The following is an 18296-nucleotide window of genomic DNA, read 5'->3' on the forward strand; positions in this document are numbered from 1 at the left end:
AGTAAATTTGAGAGTGATTTCTATTCAAGTAGGGAGAATAATCTGCTCTTCAAACGAAAAATGTTGAAAGCCTAGACCTGACAGGGAATACTTCGTTTATCTTTATTTAATCGGGCATCGGACATGGGTATTCATCATAATGCGGCTTTGGCTTGCAACAAGTAGACTTTGATTATTTTTTTCTACCTTTGATTAGTTTAATCATTATTGATTCTCAGTTGAGAAAAAAGAACTCGAACAGATGTTCGAGTTCTTTTTCTAAAATAAACTAAATATGAGCTTAGATTTTAGAAAATGCTTTATGTAATTTTGCACAAATCACTTCTTATCTGACCATTTCATCTTTTTCTACATCTAGACTTTTCACAAAATGTTTACATCCTGTTTTAAGTAAAATAATAGTCAATAACGCTGAGAATCCACCTACGATTGAAATTGAATAACCCACCATGTTGGTATCCCCGAATACTTTATCGGTAATTAATGCGACTAAAGTTGTTCCAATACCTAAACCAATTAAGCTACTGATTAACAAGAAAATTGCAGAAATTTGAGCTCGTAATTGATTTGGAGCTAAAATTTGCATAGCTGCTGTTGAGGTTGGCATTGGGAAAGATGCAAAGAACATAGCCACTGTAAAAATAGCAACAGATAACCACAGTGAGTCTACTAATGTATAGCTAATAATCGGTAAGATAATTCCTAAACCACCTAAATAACCAGCATACATTGCAGCATCACGTCGACCTTTACTTGTCAGATAGTCAGTTAACCAGCCTGCAAAGAAAACGCCAGATGTGTTTGCGATAAGTAGAATCGTTCCTAACATATAACCTGTTTCAACAGGACTTAGACCAAAGTTACGCATATAAAATGCAGGTGACCAGCTCATGACACAAAACAATGCCATTGCATAGAATGTGAAGCCCATGTAGTGACAAGTAAATGTCTTACTATGCTTTTTTAAGAATTTAAACGAATCCGTAAATTTAACTTTTACGACATTACCTGAGGCATCGAGTTTTTGTCCTGTTCGTTGCGGATTTCTTACTGTTAAAATAAATAAAAGACCAATAAAAACGCCTGGCAATCCAACAAGAATAAAGGCAACTTGCCAAGCCTTTATCATGCCGAGTAGAGGAACATCAATAAACGTTGCATCTTTTAATAAGCTGATTACATAGCCACCAACGAGAAAAGCCATCCCTCCACCGATAAAAGAACCAATGGAGTAAATACCAACGGCTTTACCTAATTTGTCTTTACTGAACATATCACTAAACATGGAATATGCTGCGGGTGATAATGCTGCTTCACCAATGCCAATCCCCATTCTTGACAGAAAAAGTTGAATGAAGTTTTTACTTAGACCACAAGCCGCTGTTGCTAAGCTCCAAAAAATAATGCCAATTGCAATAATTTTTGGTCGGGAAAATCGGTCTGCTAAATAAGCGATTGGCAATCCCATAAATGCGTAAAATAGGGAAAAAGCTAAACCGTGCAATAGACTAAACTGAGTATCAGTTAAATTTAAATCTGCTTTGATGGGTTCAATCATCAAGACTAAAATTTGTCGATCAATATAAGAAAATATATAAGCCAACATACATAGTGTGACTACGTACCAAGCGTATCTCGTATTTTTTTTGACCGAAGCGGGTTCTTCAGCATTTAGAGTATTCTGCATTTTTGTGTTCTATATCCTTAAGGGTTTGATTTTTATTCCATTATTTTTGTAGCTGAACTGTGACTGGGTATTCAAATTTAAGCAGCATTAGTCATATATAATGCAAAGTTAAACTCAAATACTTTTTATCAGTATACTGATAATATTTATGATTTTATAAAAGGGCAATAGGTATGTTTAAAAAAAATACGAATTCACCTGAAATATTTGATAATGAATCGGGTTACCTTGGATTTTTATTAAGAAAGACATCCCATGTATATCGTTTAAAAATGGAGCGTGTACTTGCTGAATATTCAATCACTCCACCACAGTTCACAATTTTGAAAATTATTTTGACTTACCCAGGTTTCACAAATGCGGAAATAGCACGTTTTGCTTCATTAACACCACAAACAGTAAATTTGATGATCTCAAAATTAGAAAAACAAAATATTCTCTACAAAACTTCTCATTCTACGAATAAGAAAATTCAATTAATTGAGATATCAGATTTAGGGAAAAAACTTATGGAAGATTGTGGTGATGCTATTGATCGTTTAGAAGATTCTTTAGTCGATGGTTTTAGTGAAAGTGAAATAAGAATCGTCAGGAAATGGATGAAAAAAATTAATGAAGAATAATTTTCTAAATTTTTTGGTTTTTGAACTTGCATAATTATCAGCACACTGATAATTTTTAAGTACATTAAAAAAACTGAATGGATTTAGAGGAAAACAAAATGATCAAACCTTATGGTGTAGTAGGATTAGTTCCAACAATATGGGGCACAAGTTGTAGAGCAGATATTATGAAAAATATCTCTCATTTAGAGGAACTTACATCCGGTGCATTATGGTTGAGTTCTTTAGATATTCCAGTAAGACTGTTGGTTCTCCCAGAGGGAGCATTACAGGGCTTCAACGATGAAGCACTCGATGTTGATATTCAAGAATTCTTAGATGATGGTGCGATCGATATACCAGGCCCTGAAACAGATCGTTTAGGTAAGTTAGCTAAAAAACATAATGTTTTTATCATGGCGCAAGCCAAAGCTAAAAATAAGGATTGGCCAGGCATTATGTTTAATGTCGGATTTATTATAAATCCTCAAGGCGAAATTATTTTAAAACACCACAAAATGTCTGCTTTATTGCCATGCGAGCGTTCAGCATCACCTCATGATTTGTATGATGAGTGGGTAAAAAAATATGGCGAAGAGCTTCAATCATTTTGGCCAGTAGTTGATACGGAAATTGGTCGATTGGGCATAATGATGGCAATGGAAGGTAATTTTCCAGAAAATGGTCGAGGCCTAGCGATGAATGGTGCTGAAGTCGTCTATCGTGCATCTTTACCAGCTTCATTTACTGAAAATGATGTATTTGAAATCTCCAATCGTGCTCGTGCTTTAGAAAATAATATGTACGTAGTAGCACCTAATATTGGGGGGATGTATCTTGATGAAAATACATTAGCACCGATCGATTGTGGTGGTGGTCTTTCTATGATTGTGGACCATAAAGGTAAAATAGTGGGTAAACAGCATGATACCAATGGATCTACCTATGTGACTGGTGTAGTTGATATAGAGGCACTTCGTTATCATCGTACACACGCTCAGGTGACCAATTGGATGAAAGATATACGTGCAGAATGCGCACAATTAATTTATAAAAATAATATATATCCTAAAAATTTGTATTTGCAGCAAAAACAGGGACATCACGACGAATATAAAGCGGAAGTGATTGATAAGCAAATTCAGAAGCTTATTGATATGGGTGTCTGGAGAAAAAGCGCATATGATGAATCTTAATCAATGCACTAGCTTAAAAACCCAATAATGTATTGGGTTTTTTTGGGTTTACATATTTTTTAAATGATCTTTTTTTACATAAATCAAAGCGCCAGAACCACCTGCTTTGATTTCAATACGATGTTGAATCGGAAACCTCATCCACGAACCGGCTGAATAATTTCGTTCATTCATCACCAATTTACCTTTGATAATGAAAATTTCAATACCGTTATGATGTTTTGATTCTAAAACCTGTTGGCTTTCGAGTTTTTCGAGAAAGGTGTCTTCATACTCAGATTGAAATAGTTGGCAAATCTTTCTGTTGTTAAAATAGGTCCAGTTTCGCTCGTCACGAGTATCAATTCGTGTAGCTAATTTTTCTTCTTCAGACATTTGCATGAGTTTCACCAGGATCAGACATCCAGCTAAGCTCGAGACAATATGTTTAGAAAGGTGAGGATTTCGCATATACCATCCAGATGGATAGTGCTGATGATCATCTTCAGTAAAAGTCCCTTTTAACACTAGAACTTCTTCACCGAAGGGGTGTTGATGCTCTGGGAACTGAGAATTTGAAGGGAACTCAACTAGGCTAGTTGCTCTTGCTTGTTCTAAGCCAACACGATCGAACATCATTCGTTTAACTTCGCCTCTTGGGGATTGAATCCATTGATAATCCTCTGGAGTAATTATTACAGGTTGAGAGAAGTCAGCATTTAATCTCATGCTTTTAGCCTAAAAAAGAGCATTAAAGTGATTAATATTATCAAAAAAAGCGTGAATTTAAGATGAAAACCTGTTCAAGTTCGAGAGTGATGGGGTGTGGAGCAACTTTGACTTTGGTCGGCTAGCTTCTCTTTTCTCTTTCGAATAATTTAATCTAGGTCGACTTTATTTGAGAATCTAAGTCAATAAAAAAAAGCCTCAATCTTTCGAATGAAGCTTTTAAAATTTTGGAGCGGGAAACGAGACTCGAACTCGCGACCCCAACCTTGGCAAGGTTGTGCTCTACCAACTGAGCTATTCCCGCAATATGGTGTGAATTATAGTGATTTTGCACACCCTGTCAACACTTCCAAAATTTAATTGATGAATTAATCAGCACGCCGCCATAAAGTTCCTTGACGCGTATCTTCAAGTACAATGCCTTGATCAAGAAGATTTTGGCGAATCTCATCTGCACGTGCAAAGTTTTTCTCTTTCTTGGCATCTTTGCGTTGTTGAATGAGATCTTCAATTTCATCATTACTCAAAGATAAGCTTTCTTGACCAATATCTGATTTTAGGAATTCATCAACATTATGTTGAACAAGACCTAAGATATTGGTCAGATGGCGCAAGGTGGCATAATATATGGCCGCCTGTTCAGCAATTTCGTCTTTTACGGCACGATTTAATTCTTTATTGATTTCAAAAAGTACGGCAATCGCTTCTGATGTGTTGAAATCATCCCGCATTGCTGCATTAAACTTTTCAACGAGTGCTTCATCGTATTGCGAATTAATTTCGGCACCATATATCTGTTGATATGCTTTAAATGAATGATAAAAACGACTTAATGTGTTTTTAGCTTCTTTAAGCGCAGTATCAGAAAAATTCACAGGGCTACGATAGTGTGATGAAACGATAAAGTAACGAATAACTTCAGGATGGAATTTTTCCATGACATCGCGAATCGTGAAAAAATTGCCTAAAGATTTAGACATTTTTTCACCATCGACATTGATAAAGCCTACGTGCATCCAATAGTTTACATATTGTTCGCCAGTTGCAGCTTCACTTTGTGCGATTTCATTTTCGTGATGGGGGAAGGTCAAGTCAGATCCACCACCATGAATATCAAAATGATTACCAAGGCAACATGTAGACATTGCTGAACATTCAATATGCCAACCTGGACGACCATTCCCCCAAGGAGATTTCCAAGAAGGTTCATTTTCTTTTGCATGCTTCCATAGCACAAAATCGAAAGGATGTTTCTTTTCAACTTCAACATCGACTCGTTCGGAAGCACCTGCTTGCATGTCTTCGAGTTTACGACCAGATAGACGCCCGTATTTTTTAAATTTTTCAACTTCGAAGTACACATCACCGTTTGACGCAGGATATGCAGTGCCATTATTGACCAAAGTACCAATCATATTTTGCATTTGATCGATATACTCTGTCGCACGAGGTGCTTCATCAGGTGCCAAGCATCCTAAATTAGCAGCATCTTCATTCATTGCCTGAATAAAGCGATCAGTGAGTGCTGTAATGCTTTCACCATTTTCATTTGCACGTGCAATGATTTTGTCATCAATGTCAGTAATATTGCGAATATATTTAACTTTCCAACCTTGGCTACGAAGAAAACGAATAATATAGTCAAATGCAACCATAACCCGAGCATGACCAATATGACAGTAGTCGTAAACTGTCATCCCACAGACATACATATCAATATGTCCTGCTTTGCGTGGTACAAACTCAACTTTTTTTCGTTGCTCTGAGTTATATAGAACAAATGGTTGCATAGGTCTTCAAAAAGCTAAAAAAATGGTGGTTCATCTTAACCTAAGGCTTATCTTTCACAAAGTTTTATGCGTAAAAAATCTATGCAAATGAAATTTATACATTTAAGAAAAAGATACTTGCATGCTTATGTTAATATATGAAGAATAATTTAATGATTGAAATTGTGGCTGAATCCAGCCTCAAGGTGCCCAGATTTGAATTCTGAAAATACTACATATCCAATTGATTTTCAAAAGGTTGCAAAAGAAACCTTAGAGATTGAGCGTCAAGCTTTATCGGTACTATCCAGTCAGATTGATGATCGTTTTTCCCAAGCATGTCAAATTATCCTACAGTGTCAAGGTCGTTTAGTGGTCACTGGTATGGGGAAATCTGGTCATATCGGTCGAAAAATGGCTGCAACATTTGCATCAACAGGAACGCCGTCTTTCTTTATGCATCCAGGTGAAGCTGGTCATGGTGATCTCGGGATGTTAGTGCGTGGAGATGTGCTGATCGCGATTTCAAACTCTGGTAAAAGTGATGAAATCATGATGTTAATGCCACTCATCAAACATTTGGGTGTGCCATTGATAACAATTTCAGGTGATGACCGTGGACCAATGCCACAGAACGCTGATGTTGCGCTTACACTTGGTCATATTCAAGAGGCATGCCCATTAGGTTTGGCACCAACTTCAAGCACGACAGCGACTTTAGCTTTAGGTGATGCTTTGGCTGTTGCTTTACTTGAAGCGCGTGGATTTACTGCAAATGATTTTGCCATGTCGCATCCAGCTGGTGCACTCGGTAAGCGATTACTGTTGCATGTTAAACATCTGATGCACGTGGGTGACTCTCTACCAAAAGTTTCACCAGATACACCAATGAATAAAGTTTTATACGAAATATCAAACAAACGTCTCGGATTAACCACAATTGTGGATGAAAATGATGTTCTGTTAGGTATATTTACGGATGGTGACTTGCGACGTCTCATTGATAAGCAACAAGGTTTTGATGTTAATCTTGCTGTATCAAAGGTTATGATTGAAAATCCTCTAACCATTTCACAAGAAGCAAGAGCGGTTGAAGCGCTAGAGCAAATGAATGCTAAAAAAATCAATCAATTTGTAGTAGTCAATGATGCCAAACAAGTGATTGGTGTGATTAGCATGCACGATTTAATTCAAGCTGGGGTAAATTAATTCATGGCATCTTATGTATTGTTAGAACAAGCACGACATATCGAAGCGTTGGTTTTGGATGTGGATGGTATTCTAAGTGATGGTTTTGTAACGTTGACGAACTCAGGTGATGAAATTAAGTCATTTGATATTCGTGATGGACTTGGGATGAAACTTGTTCAGCAAGCTGGAATTAAAGTTGTCATTATTACCGGTCGCCAAAGCAATATTGTGGCAAAGCGTATGAATGATCTAGGTGTAGACTTAGTTTATCAGGGGCGTGAAGACAAAGGGACTGCCTTACAGCAAGCTTGTACGCAACTGGGTTTAAAACCAGAAGATTGCTTGTATATGGGGGATGATTGGCCAGATTTATCAGCTTTTGCGATTGCGGGAATGAAAGTAACAGTGCCAAATGGTCATGTTGAAGTTCGTCGTCGTGCAGACCTTGTAACCCAAGCTTATGGTGGTCGTGGCGCTGTGCGTGAAATTTGTGACATGTTATTGTTGTCAAAAGGGGTTTACCATGAACTTCTTGAAAAATATTTGGCTGTAACGCATTAATATGCAGTTGATATGAACGCTGAATATAGTTGATGATTTATGGATACTAAAGTTTTATACATTACTGCTGTTATTGTCGCTGCTATAAGTGGTGGCTATTATTATTACAGCGGTAAAGGGAAAAAATTAGAGGGTTCATCCGCTCAATCGATGACATATTCGGCAAAGAATATTAATCTTTTGCAAACTGATGAAAAAGGCATGCTTTATGTTAAGGCTACAGTGGATGAGCTGAACCAAGATATGAAACAGAAAACATCAAGCTTGCAGAATTTAAATGCCAGCATGTTTACTGATAATGTAGAAGACGCTACGTTTTATGCTAAACAAGCGCATGGTTACAATGACAATGAGAAGATTGTGTTATCTGGAGATGTTGTTGCAACCAAGCAAGGAGAAATGGGCAAAATGGTTTTTCGAACCGATGCGCTTACAGGATATCCAAAAACAAGAAAGCTTGAAACATCTGAGCAAGTTACTGTACAAACACCAAAAGCAGATTTTGTCAGCCAAGGCTTAGAAGCAGATTTGAATGAAGGTCAGTACGATTTTAAAAATATTCGAGGAAAGTATGCACCAAACTAAACCTTCTTATTTATCAGGTTCGAAAATGCTTAAAGCAATAGCAATGGTGGCACTCAGTTCTATTTCTGTTATGGCATTTGCATTGCCCAGTGATCGTAATCAACCTATCATGCTTTTAGCTGATCGTGCGACCTATAATGACAAAACAGGTATAACGACCTATATTGGGAATGTTTCTGTTGAACAAGGTACTTTCAAGTTAAATGCAGCCTCTATAGTTGCTAATCTCAATGCCAATCGCCAAATTAGCTCAGTAAATGCGTCAGGTTCTCCTGCAAAGTTCCAACAGCAATTAGAGTCTAAACGTGGCATTGCACGTGGTGAAGCCTCTAAAATTGTATATAACGCTGATACAGGCATTATTACTTTGTCGGGTAATGCATATTTGTATCAAGATGGCGCAAGTATTCGTGGGAATACTTTGCGTTATAGTATGAATAAGGGTGATATCGAAGTTGTAGGCGGTGGCAGTAGTGAAACGGGTAGTTCAAAAGGTCGCGTACAAATTATAATTCCTCCTTCTGCTTCAAAATCATTCTCTGGAGTACGTGATTAATGAGTGTCGATGAATCACCAATCCAAACATTAAAAATTAAACATCTTGCCAAAGTTTATAGTAAACGCTGGGTGGTGAAAGATGTTTCATTTAGCATGCAGAGTGGTCAAATTGTTGGTTTGCTTGGACCGAACGGGGCCGGAAAAACGACAAGCTTTTACATGGTAGTCGGACTGGTTCGAATGGATAAAGGTGAAATTCACTTAGATAATCTTGATCTTTCGGACCTTGCAATGCATGAGCGTGCTCGTCATGGAATTGGTTATTTGCCACAAGAGGCTTCAATTTTTCGTAAATTGAGTATTTCAGATAATATTATGGCGATTCTTGAAACGCGGAAGGATCTTAATAAGCAACAACGTAAAGAGAGACTTCAAGAGTTATTAGAAGACTTTAAAATTACACATATTAAAGATTCTTTGGGGATGAGTGTGTCAGGGGGGGAACGTCGCCGTGCTGAAATCGCTCGAGCATTAGCCGCCGATCCTAAGTTTATGCTCCTTGATGAGCCTTTTGCTGGGGTAGATCCAATTTCTGTAGGTGATATCAAAGATATCATTCGCAATTTAAAAGAACGAGGAATAGGTGTGCTTATTACAGATCATAACGTTCGCGAAACGCTCGCGATTTGTGAGCATGCTTATATAGTTAGTGAAGGATCCGTCATTGCAGAAGGGACCCCAGATCAAGTACTTATGGATGAAACTGTCCGTAAAGTTTATTTAGGTGATGATTTCACAGTTTAAAAAAATAGTGTGATATCTATAAAATAATGTTGTTTTATAGATATTTAGACTGTAAATTAACTCAAACAAATCGTAAGTTTACAATTGACGCAGAAATAATATAAAAATCATTGTAGAATACGATTGATTTTATGTGACGTAGTTCACACTTTTTAATAGAGATTACAAGTGGCTAAACATCAATTAAGTCAGAAGGATATGGGGTATATCACGCTGTTTGCGATCAGTTTATGTGCGACACAAGTACATGCTGAAGATGCAATCGCTCCTCTAGCAATTGACGATACCCAACGTGCACTATCAGCAGAATTACAAAAACCCAAAATCAATTTTAGTTTGGAAAAAAAGACTGTTGAAGATATACCTGAACAGCTTGAAAAGCCACGTTTTAAATTATTCCAATCGAAATCCAAAATCTCGAAAGAGCAAGTGAAAGAACAGGTTCTTGTTCCTAAAGTTATTGAACAAGTTCCTGATTTAGACGACATAGTCGAAAATGAAATTGCTCAAGTTAACACTATACCTTTATCTAATTCGCAGTCTCAGAATGAGTCGAAGGAAAAGACTCAAAAGAAATCTTTCTTTGCATTTGTTAAGCGTGAAAAAGCGGCATCTGAACCAAAAGTATTGCTGCCAAAGGTAAAGCAGGATATTGAAGAGGCTTCAGCTCCAAATGTTCTAAAACCTACTATTTCATCTACTGTACAACCCGCTACTAAAGACACTCGTCAGGTTTTAAAACCGCTTAAACCAAAGATCCAAAATCAACTAACAGAATCTTTAATTGACGCGCAACACGCAAAATTACTAGAAAATGAAACATCGGTTTCAGAAGACAAAACAGAAAAACCAAAAAGTAAACTCTTTACATTTATTGGGAATATAGGCAAAGATAAAACTAAGTTGGATGAGGGTCATCACCAAGCTACTGGCAATGTTTCAAATACAAAAGTTTTGACACCTACTTTACAAAAATCGGTGAGTGAATCTTCATTGAAAGTGTCTAGTACACCAAAACCGAAGATTGTTAATGATCAACAAATCAACAGCCAAAACAACTTGCTACAAGCTCCACCTTCAACTGTAGCGAAAGTTGAACATCGTCAAAGTCTTGTATCTAAAGCCAAAGCTTTTTGGCCTTTTAAATCAGGTTCTCATAATAAGTTAGAAACACAGAATGTAATTGAGCGTCCAAACTTGATCGTTCAGCAACCGACTAGTGCTTTGGCTGTAAATAAACCTACAATTGTTTATTCAAAACCAATAGAGCAGAAAGCGAAAATATCTGAACAATCGCAGTCGATTAAGCCAGTTGTAAATATTAAGCCTAAAGCTGATCAAGTCGTCTCTGAACAAAAATACAATACGGTGAATGCTGAACCTCAAGCAAAGAAAAAATTCAGTTTAACTGCATTAAAATCAAATATGGATCAGTTTTTTAAACCTAAAGCTGATGATGACTTTAGACAAGTTAAGTTAAATGAACTGAGTGATTTTAGCTTTGATCCTAAACAGGTCGAACAATTGCCTGTGATAACGACACAAGCTTCGCCTAGTGCTCCAGTATCTTTGATGCCACTTGTGAATGGTACGGCTGATAAACAAACGTTAAGCTTATACGATGCGATTAAGATTGCAGTAGCTAGACATCCTGAAGTGACACAAAGTGTTTCTTCACTCGCATCACAAAATGCATTTATTGATGTTGCTAAAGCCGGTTATTACCCACAGTTGAGTGCAGGTGTTTCAACTGGAGATATGACTTCAGGAGAAAGAGGGCGTCAATTATTTAATGTCAATGCGACACAACTACTTTTTGACTTTGGTAAACAAAAATCACTAGTTAGTACAGAAGAAGCCAAGTTGCAGTTTAGCCAAGCTCAAGTTCTTGTCACAATTGACCAAATTGCTCTTGAAGTGGCTTCTGCCATCGTGAATATTAAGCGATATGAAGAAATTACACGTATTGCACGTGAGCAAATTGCTGGTATATCACGAATCCGAGAAATTGCTAATTTACGTGCAGAGGCAGGTATCAGCAGTCAGGCCGATCCAATCCAAGCGCAATCATATTATGAATCTGCACAATCAAATTTAATTCTGCAAGAAACACAGCTCAATGTATTTAAACAACGTCTTAGAACTTTGATGGGAACAGATATATCAAAATATAACTGGGAGATACCTGAGAGTTTAATTAAGGCTTCAGATATTTATTCAGAGCCAAAGTTTAACGAAATTCCGAAAATGATGGCTGCCAAAGCTGAAGTTGATGTTGCAGAATTGGAAAAAAAACAAACTCAATTGAGTCGTTATCCTACGTTAAATGTTAAAGGTACATTGAGTCAAGCAGTCAACGGACGTAATCCGAATAACAATCAAGACGATGGAACAGATAGTTCTATTATGCTTGAAGCAAATAGTACTTTCTTCCAAGGTGGTGCAATTAGTTCACGCAGTCGTGCGGCATCGTTTGCAGAAGAAGCTGCTAAAGCAAAAGTAAATGCAGTTTATTTAGAAACAATTGATGAAATTCGTCGTGCTCAAGAACAAGTTGAAAATAAACAGCGACAAATGAAAGTATTAATTGATCAACAAGCGACATCAGTCAGAACAAAAGAGTTATATCAAGAACAATATAAACTTGGCACTCGTACAGCTGTTGATCTTTTAAATGCTGAACAAGCGATTCACCGTTCAAATTCAGATATTGAAACGGCACGTTATGATATTTATGAAAACTTAGTTCAATATATTGCCGCTTCTGGTAAGAGCCGCGATGTATATCAACTTAATAATTTGACCATTCAAGGGGTAGAATTGAAACCATGAATACAAGAATAAATTATCAACCATGGTTACAAGGTGTCCTGACGGTTGCACGTCATTATCGAATTGAAACCTCTGCTGAACGTATTCGCTTAGAACTAAACTGGAATCAGAACCAGTCAGTCGATGACATCTTGGCAATTATGACACGCCAAGTAGGTTTGCATGTCCGTAAAGTGGATTTTAGCCCCGATATTTTAAATCCGTGGCGTTTACCGGTATTGGTCGGATTTAAAGATGGGCAAGTTGGGGTCATTGATCGTGCAGATGCACGAGGTAACGCAAGTGTTCAACTGAGCGGTGATGAAGGGTTAGCACAGACATTTTCAGTAGATACATTGTTAGATGTCATCGACTCAGTCTATATTTTAAGACCAGAAACCTCAGTACCTGATGCGCGTATTGACGAATACATTAAACCGTACGAAAAAAATTGGTTTTGGGAAATTGTATTACGCGATTGGAAACGCTATATCGATATTATGTTTGCATCATTGCTTGCAAACGTATTAGCACTCGCGACAATCGTATTCTCGATGAATGTGTATGACCGCGTTATTCCAGCACAATCTATTCCAACCTTGTGGGTACTGGCAGGTGGTGTATTACTTGCTGCAATCTTTGAATTCGCATTGAAATACTCACGATTAATTCTTTCAGATATGATTGGTAAGCGTGCGGATTTAAGAGTCTCAGATCGGGTCTTTGGTCATGCTTTACGTATTAAAAATAGTGAACGATCTAAATCCACGGGAACGTTTATTTCACAAATTCGTGAATTAGAAGGTGTGCGTGAGCTTGTAACATCTACAACAATTACCGCCTTTGCTGATTTACCATTCTTCTTCCTGTTTCTTGGTATTTTTTGGCTTATTGGTGGCAATCTTTTCTGGGTAATTTTGGTGGTTGTACCGCTGATGATTATTCCAGGGCTTTTGGCGCAAAAAAAATTAGCGCAATTGGCTAAAGAGGGTATGCGTGAGTCATCAATACGAAATGCGATTCTCGTTGAAGCTGTTCAAGGTATTGAAGATATTAAACTGCTACGTGCAGAGTCTCGCTTTCAAAATCAGTGGAATCACATGAATGATGTTTCAGCTTCTATCAGCATGAAACAACGTAAAATTGTAGGCGTATTGAATCTTTGGACACAAAAATTACAGGGATTGACCTTTGCAATTGTAGTATTGGTGGGTTGTTTTGCGGTAATGGATGGAGAAATGACCACCGGTGCGTTGGTGGCATGTTCGATTCTATCATCACGTATGTTAGCGCCAATTGCACAGGTTACAGGTGTTCTTGGTCGTTATCAGCAAGCTAAAACAGCGAAAGAAAGTCTTGATGAATTAATGAGTAAACAGGTTGACCATCCTGAGCGTTCACAATTGATTCAGCGATCAGTACTTGATGGTCATTATGAATTAAATGGTGTGGTCTTTAAATACGGCGAAGAAGATCCTAAACCAAGTGTCGTTATTCCTAAACTTGAAATTAAACCAGGTGAAAAAATTGCGATTCTTGGGCGTAACGGTGCAGGTAAATCGACCATTCTTCAATTACTTTCAGGTATGCAAACTGCAGTTCAAGGTAAGGTTCAATTAGATAATATTGATATTACCTTGTTAGATCCATCGGACGTTCGTCGTGACGTAGGTTTGTTGAATCAAAATGCGCACCTATTCTTTGGTACAGTCAGAGAAAATTTAACGTTAGGTGCACCCTTAGCTACCGATGATGATTTATTAAAAGCACTTGCTGTAACCGGTGCACTTAACTTCATTCAAGAAAAGAAAGAAGGATTGGATCATATTATTTTAGAAGGTGGTGTCGGCTTCTCAGGTGGACAACGTCAGGCACTTTTATTGTCAAGACTCCTCATTTGTCAGCCAAATATTCTGTTGTTAGATGAACCTACAGCTGCGATTGATGATGTATCTGAAAAACAATTAATTGATCATATGAAGAACTGGCTTGGACATCGCACATTGGTTGTGGCAACCCACCGCCGTGCAGTATTAGAGTTAGTGGATCGTATTATTGTGGTGAATGATGGTCGTATCGTTATGGATGGCCCACGTGATCAAATTTTAAATAATTCTGGCCAGCAACAAGCAAATTCAGGGGCTAAATCATGAGCGAAGAATTAAAACAACAACGTTCATTAAAAGTGTCTCAGTTAGAGCCACCATTACCGAAGGTCAGTATTACGATTTGGATTATTGGTCTGGGTTTGCTTGCACTCATTATTTGGGCAGCTATTTTCAAACTTGAAGAAGTTTCTAATGGTACAGGTAAAGTGGTTCCAACTTCTAAGGAACAAGTGATTCAATCTTTAGAGGGCGGGATTCTAACCAAACTTGAAGTTAAAGAAGGTGATATTGTTGAAAAAGGGCAAACCCTTGCTCAACTTGATCCGACACGATTTGCTTCAAATGTGGGTGAATCAGAATCGTTACTACTGTCATCGCAAGCAACAGCTGCGCGTTTACGTGCGGAAGTGAATGGTGGTCCACTGGTATTTCCAGAATCAGTTCAAAAAATTCCAAAATTGGTTGCTGAGGAAACTCAGCTTTATCGTTCTAGACGTGCCAATATGGAAGAATCCATTGCTGGCTTAACGCAAGCACTTACGTTAGTTCAGCAAGAATTGAGAATGACAGAACCGCTTGTTGCCAAAGGTGCTGCGAGTGAAGTTGAAGTTTTACGTTTAAAACGTCAAGCAAATGAATTGACCAACCAAATTAACGATATTCGTAACCAGTACTATGTTCAGGCACGTGAAGAATTATCTAAGGCGAGCACGGATGTCGAAACTCAACAACAAGTGATCAAAGGTAAATCGGATAGTCTGAATCGTACAATCTTTAAAGCACCAGTCCGCGGTGTAGTGAAAGAAATTGATGTGATGACTTTGGGTGGAGTTATTCCTCAGAATGGTAAGTTGATGACCATTGTTCCATTGGATGAACAACTTTTAATTGAGGCGCGAATTTCACCGCGTGATATTGCATTTATTCATCCTGGACAGGAAGCTTTAGTTAAAATCACTGCGTACGATTATTCAATTTACGGTGGCTTAAAAGGAGAGGTAACAGTCATTTCTCCTGATACGCTACGTGATGAAGTTAAACAAGATCAGTTTTATTATCGTGTGTATATTCGTACTGATTCAGACAAGCTTTATAACAAAGCTGGGCAAGCTTTCCCAATCACGCCGGGTATGGTATCAACGGTTGATATTAAGACAGGTCAAAAAACGATTCTTGAATACCTGTTGAAACCATTCAATAAGGCGAAGGAAGCGTTACGCGAACGATAATCTTTATTTTTCAGTCTGTTTAAAACCCAATCAATGATCTTTTGATTGGGTTTTTTAATATGATTGAATCACGCATAATGTATTTGAGTTCAATTGTTGTAATTTACCATGCCATTTACTCTTGCTCAGACTTATATCTATGAAGAAGATATTAAGAAAAGCCGTTTTCAGGCGATCACCGCACCTGTGGAAAATGAACAGGATGTAAAAGAGTTTTTAAACCAGTATTTTGATGCCTCGACGACCCATCAATGCTGGGCATGGAAAATTGGGCAGCAAGTCCGTTTTAATGATGATGGAGAACCTTCAGGAACAGCTGGAAGACCCATACTTGCAACGATTGAAGGGAATGAGCTCACTAATATTATTGTATTGGTAAACCGCTGGTATGGTGGTATCAAACTCGGAACTGGAGGCTTGGTACGAGCATACGGAGGTGTAGCAGGGCAATGCTTATTACAGGTCGAAAAAATTGAACTCATCGAAAAGAAAACTGTAAATTTTAAATGCCAATTTAATGAGTGGTCGATTTTTCAATACGAGCTAAATCAACAAAAAATTGAATATATTGAAGAATATGTTGACTCTGGAGTATTGATTACTGCACGTATGCAAATTCATGAAATTGAGCCGTTTAAACTGAAAATCCAAGATGTTACTCGTGGACGTGAACAATTGAATATAGAGGATGTCGAACGTGACGGAACATGATCCTTTACTCAAGTATCGAGAACAACATAAACATCGTTTGAATTACATGCCTTGGTTATATTGGTCACTCAAGGCAAAGCATCGTGAATGGGCTGAAGCTTGGCAAAAAGATTATCAAGCCTATTTAATGGACATGGAGACTGTTGAAATTGGAGAAAATTGTTTCATTTCCCCTTTAGCCCATATTTTTGCTGAGCGTGGTCGGAAGATCATTATTGGAGATAATACTTTTATTGCCGCGGATTGTACCTTGCATGGTCCTTTAGAAATTGGGTCTGAAGTCGCCGTTAATCATCATTGTATTTTAGATGGTGGACGCGTTGGGATTAAGATTCATGACCAAGTACGGATCGCAGCTTATTGTCATCTTTATGCATTTGACCATGGCATGAGTTTAGATCAACCTATTTACCAGCAAGGAGTACGCTCAAAAGGCATTGAGATTCATCGTGATGTTTGGTTAGGGGCGCATGTGGGCATTAAAGATGGCGTGACCATACATGAACAGGTGATTGTAGGTATGAATAGTATGGTTACTAAGGATATTCAGGCAAGAGAAGTTGTTGCAGGGAATCCAGCTCAATTTATACGAATGCGTGAATAATTCGTAACGCGAAAGATTGAATTAAATTACATAAACCATGTTCATTTGCCCGAAAGCTATGATAGTTTAAAGAAAAGAACAATCAGACATCATGTCAAAGTGAGGCAATCATGAACCGTGTAATTGCGTGTATTGATTCATCCCCATGTATTCATGCCTTAGCTGAAGCAGCAGCCTGGATTGCGGATCGAACTAAACGTGAGTTAGTCCTTTTACAGGTTTTAGATTACTATCCTGCAAGTTATCATCTGGGTGAAATTAGTGGTGTGATTGGATTTGAAAGCAATGCGATGCTCTTAAAAGAACTCGCGGAATTAGAACAAAAACAAAGTGAATTAGCTTTAGATTATAGTAATAATCTTCTTTCACATATTTCAGAAGTGATTGAAGAAAAATATGGTATTACGCCGATAAAAATTCAAGAAAAAGGCGATTTCCTCGAACAGAGTTTCAATGTTTTAAATGAAAATGATATTGCGATTATTGGTCGAGTAGGTGAGCGCTCCGCGGAAAAACACAAAAGCTTAGGGAGTAATGTAGAGAATTTTATTCGTGGTGCTCGTTGTACGGTTTTAACTGTTGGTGAAACCTTTAAGCCACCAACACGTTTTATTTTCGCCTATGAAGATTCTCAGACTTGTAAAGAAATGATGCATCGTGTTGCTAAAAGTGATTTATTAAGAACACTTCAGTGTCATTTGCTTTATGTGGGTGATCATCCCGAAATTCTTGATATCCCAGCTCAGTATTTACGTGAAGCTGGATTGGATGTGGTTGTTGAATACCGTTTTGGAGATGTCGCTGAGAATATTTTAGATTATCAGCAACAACATCAAATTCAATTAATTGTGCTAGGCGCTTATAGTCGCAGTAAAGTAAAACAATTTTTCTTGGGCAGTATTACGACCAATATATTTAGAAATTCAGTCGTTCCATTGTTGGTTGCTAAATGATCAATCAATTTTGATTAATTTTACTTGATAAATATTGGTTCAACTTTACTGGTAGAAGGTGGATAAATTTTTAGAACAGTAGGGTTTTATGGTTTGATTATTTTATAATCTTTTGATTAAAGCTTATGAAAATCAGGTGTTTGCCATAATATTTTATTTTTATCCACAGGAATACAAACAGGAATCGGGGATAACTTTTTCAGGGCTTTAGTGCAAAAAAAAGGAGTATTCAAATTGATGAATACTCCTTTAAGTGATACTAATGACTAGTATTAAGAT

At 37.6% G+C, this 18296-nt stretch carries 16 protein-coding genes and 1 tRNA gene; 13 read left to right on the top strand and 4 right to left on the bottom strand.

What is annotated here, in order from left to right:
• Positions 1 to 325: 325 nt before the first annotated feature.
• Positions 326 to 1687: a spinster family MFS transporter gene (locus AC1M9N_RS10270; RefSeq protein WP_481609106.1), complete on the bottom strand. Its 1362-nt coding sequence runs from the start codon at positions 1685 to 1687 to the stop codon at positions 326 to 328.
• 173 nt (positions 1688 to 1860) lie between these two features.
• Here AC1M9N_RS10270 and AC1M9N_RS10275 point away from each other — a divergent pair, with 173 nt between their 5' ends.
• Both AC1M9N_RS10275 and AC1M9N_RS10280 read left to right on the top strand, forming a co-directional pair.
• Positions 1861 to 2310 carry a MarR family winged helix-turn-helix transcriptional regulator gene (locus AC1M9N_RS10275; RefSeq protein WP_179999575.1) on the top strand — a complete coding sequence of 150 codons (450 nt, stop codon included), beginning with the start codon at positions 1861 to 1863 and terminating at the stop codon, positions 2308 to 2310.
• A gap of 98 nt (positions 2311 to 2408) precedes the next feature.
• A complete protein-coding gene (locus AC1M9N_RS10280) occupies positions 2409 to 3485 on the top strand; it encodes a nitrilase-related carbon-nitrogen hydrolase (protein WP_481954708.1) in 1077 nt (358 codons plus the stop codon).
• 48 nt (positions 3486 to 3533) lie between these two features.
• Here AC1M9N_RS10280 and AC1M9N_RS10285 read toward each other — a convergent pair whose 3' ends face one another.
• The 3 genes from AC1M9N_RS10285 to cysS form a co-directional block, all read right to left on the bottom strand.
• Positions 3534 to 4193, bottom strand: a complete 660-nt coding sequence (locus tag AC1M9N_RS10285; protein WP_481954709.1) for a cupin domain-containing protein — start codon at positions 4191 to 4193, stop codon at positions 3534 to 3536.
• A 228-nt stretch (positions 4194 to 4421) separates the two neighbouring features.
• Positions 4422 to 4497 (bottom strand) — tRNA-Gly (locus AC1M9N_RS10290).
• 64 nt (positions 4498 to 4561) lie between these two features.
• The gene (cysS, locus tag AC1M9N_RS10295) at positions 4562 to 5983 is read right to left on the bottom strand and encodes a cysteine--tRNA ligase (RefSeq protein ID WP_481587674.1); all 1422 of its coding nucleotides are present in this window, start codon (positions 5981 to 5983) and stop codon (positions 4562 to 4564) included.
• Between the two features lie 195 nt (positions 5984 to 6178).
• On the opposite strand from cysS, the gene AC1M9N_RS10300 reads away from it, so the two are divergent.
• The 11 genes from AC1M9N_RS10300 (at position 6179) to AC1M9N_RS10350 (ending at position 18017) form a co-directional block, all read left to right on the top strand.
• On the top strand, positions 6179 to 7171 hold the full coding sequence (locus AC1M9N_RS10300; RefSeq protein WP_481587673.1) for a KpsF/GutQ family sugar-phosphate isomerase: 993 nt from the start codon (positions 6179 to 6181) through the stop codon (positions 7169 to 7171).
• Between the two features lie 3 nt (positions 7172 to 7174).
• Positions 7175 to 7714 carry a KdsC family phosphatase gene (locus AC1M9N_RS10305; protein WP_481587672.1) on the top strand — a complete coding sequence of 180 codons (540 nt, stop codon included), beginning with the start codon at positions 7175 to 7177 and terminating at the stop codon, positions 7712 to 7714.
• Between the two features lie 39 nt (positions 7715 to 7753).
• A complete protein-coding gene (gene lptC / locus AC1M9N_RS10310) occupies positions 7754 to 8299 on the top strand; it encodes an LPS export ABC transporter periplasmic protein LptC (protein WP_481587671.1) in 546 nt (181 codons plus the stop codon).
• Positions 8300 to 8324: 25 nt separating this feature from the next.
• Positions 8325 to 8855, top strand: a complete 531-nt coding sequence (gene lptA / locus AC1M9N_RS10315) for a lipopolysaccharide transport periplasmic protein LptA (RefSeq protein WP_481587694.1) — start codon at positions 8325 to 8327, stop codon at positions 8853 to 8855.
• Entirely contained in the window at positions 8855 to 9601 is a 747-nt protein-coding gene (lptB, locus tag AC1M9N_RS10320) for an LPS export ABC transporter ATP-binding protein (protein WP_481587670.1), read from the top strand. Before lptA ends, lptB begins: the two co-directional genes overlap by 1 nt.
• 1425 nt (positions 9602 to 11026) lie before the next feature.
• Positions 11027 to 12433, top strand: a complete 1407-nt coding sequence (locus tag AC1M9N_RS10325) for a TolC family outer membrane protein (RefSeq protein ID WP_481587693.1) — start codon at positions 11027 to 11029, stop codon at positions 12431 to 12433.
• A complete protein-coding gene (locus AC1M9N_RS10330) occupies positions 12430 to 14565 on the top strand; it encodes a type I secretion system permease/ATPase (protein ID WP_481954710.1) in 2136 nt (711 codons plus the stop codon). The genes AC1M9N_RS10325 and AC1M9N_RS10330 overlap by 4 nt, the downstream gene beginning before the upstream one ends.
• A complete protein-coding gene (locus AC1M9N_RS10335; protein ID WP_035266373.1) occupies positions 14562 to 15749 on the top strand; it encodes an HlyD family type I secretion periplasmic adaptor subunit in 1188 nt (395 codons plus the stop codon). Before AC1M9N_RS10330 ends, AC1M9N_RS10335 begins: the two co-directional genes overlap by 4 nt.
• 108 nt (positions 15750 to 15857) lie before the next feature.
• On the top strand, positions 15858 to 16460 hold the full coding sequence (locus AC1M9N_RS10340) for an IMPACT family protein (protein WP_481587668.1): 603 nt from the start codon (positions 15858 to 15860) through the stop codon (positions 16458 to 16460).
• Entirely contained in the window at positions 16447 to 17064 is a 618-nt protein-coding gene (locus AC1M9N_RS10345) for a DapH/DapD/GlmU-related protein (RefSeq protein WP_481954734.1), read from the top strand. The genes AC1M9N_RS10340 and AC1M9N_RS10345 overlap by 14 nt, the downstream gene beginning before the upstream one ends.
• Positions 17065 to 17174: 110 nt before the next feature.
• Positions 17175 to 18017, top strand: a complete 843-nt coding sequence (locus AC1M9N_RS10350; RefSeq protein ID WP_035266378.1) for a universal stress protein — start codon at positions 17175 to 17177, stop codon at positions 18015 to 18017.
• Positions 18018 to 18296 lie beyond the last annotated feature (279 nt).

This window comes from Acinetobacter sp. ANC_7655, from assembly GCF_056784015.1.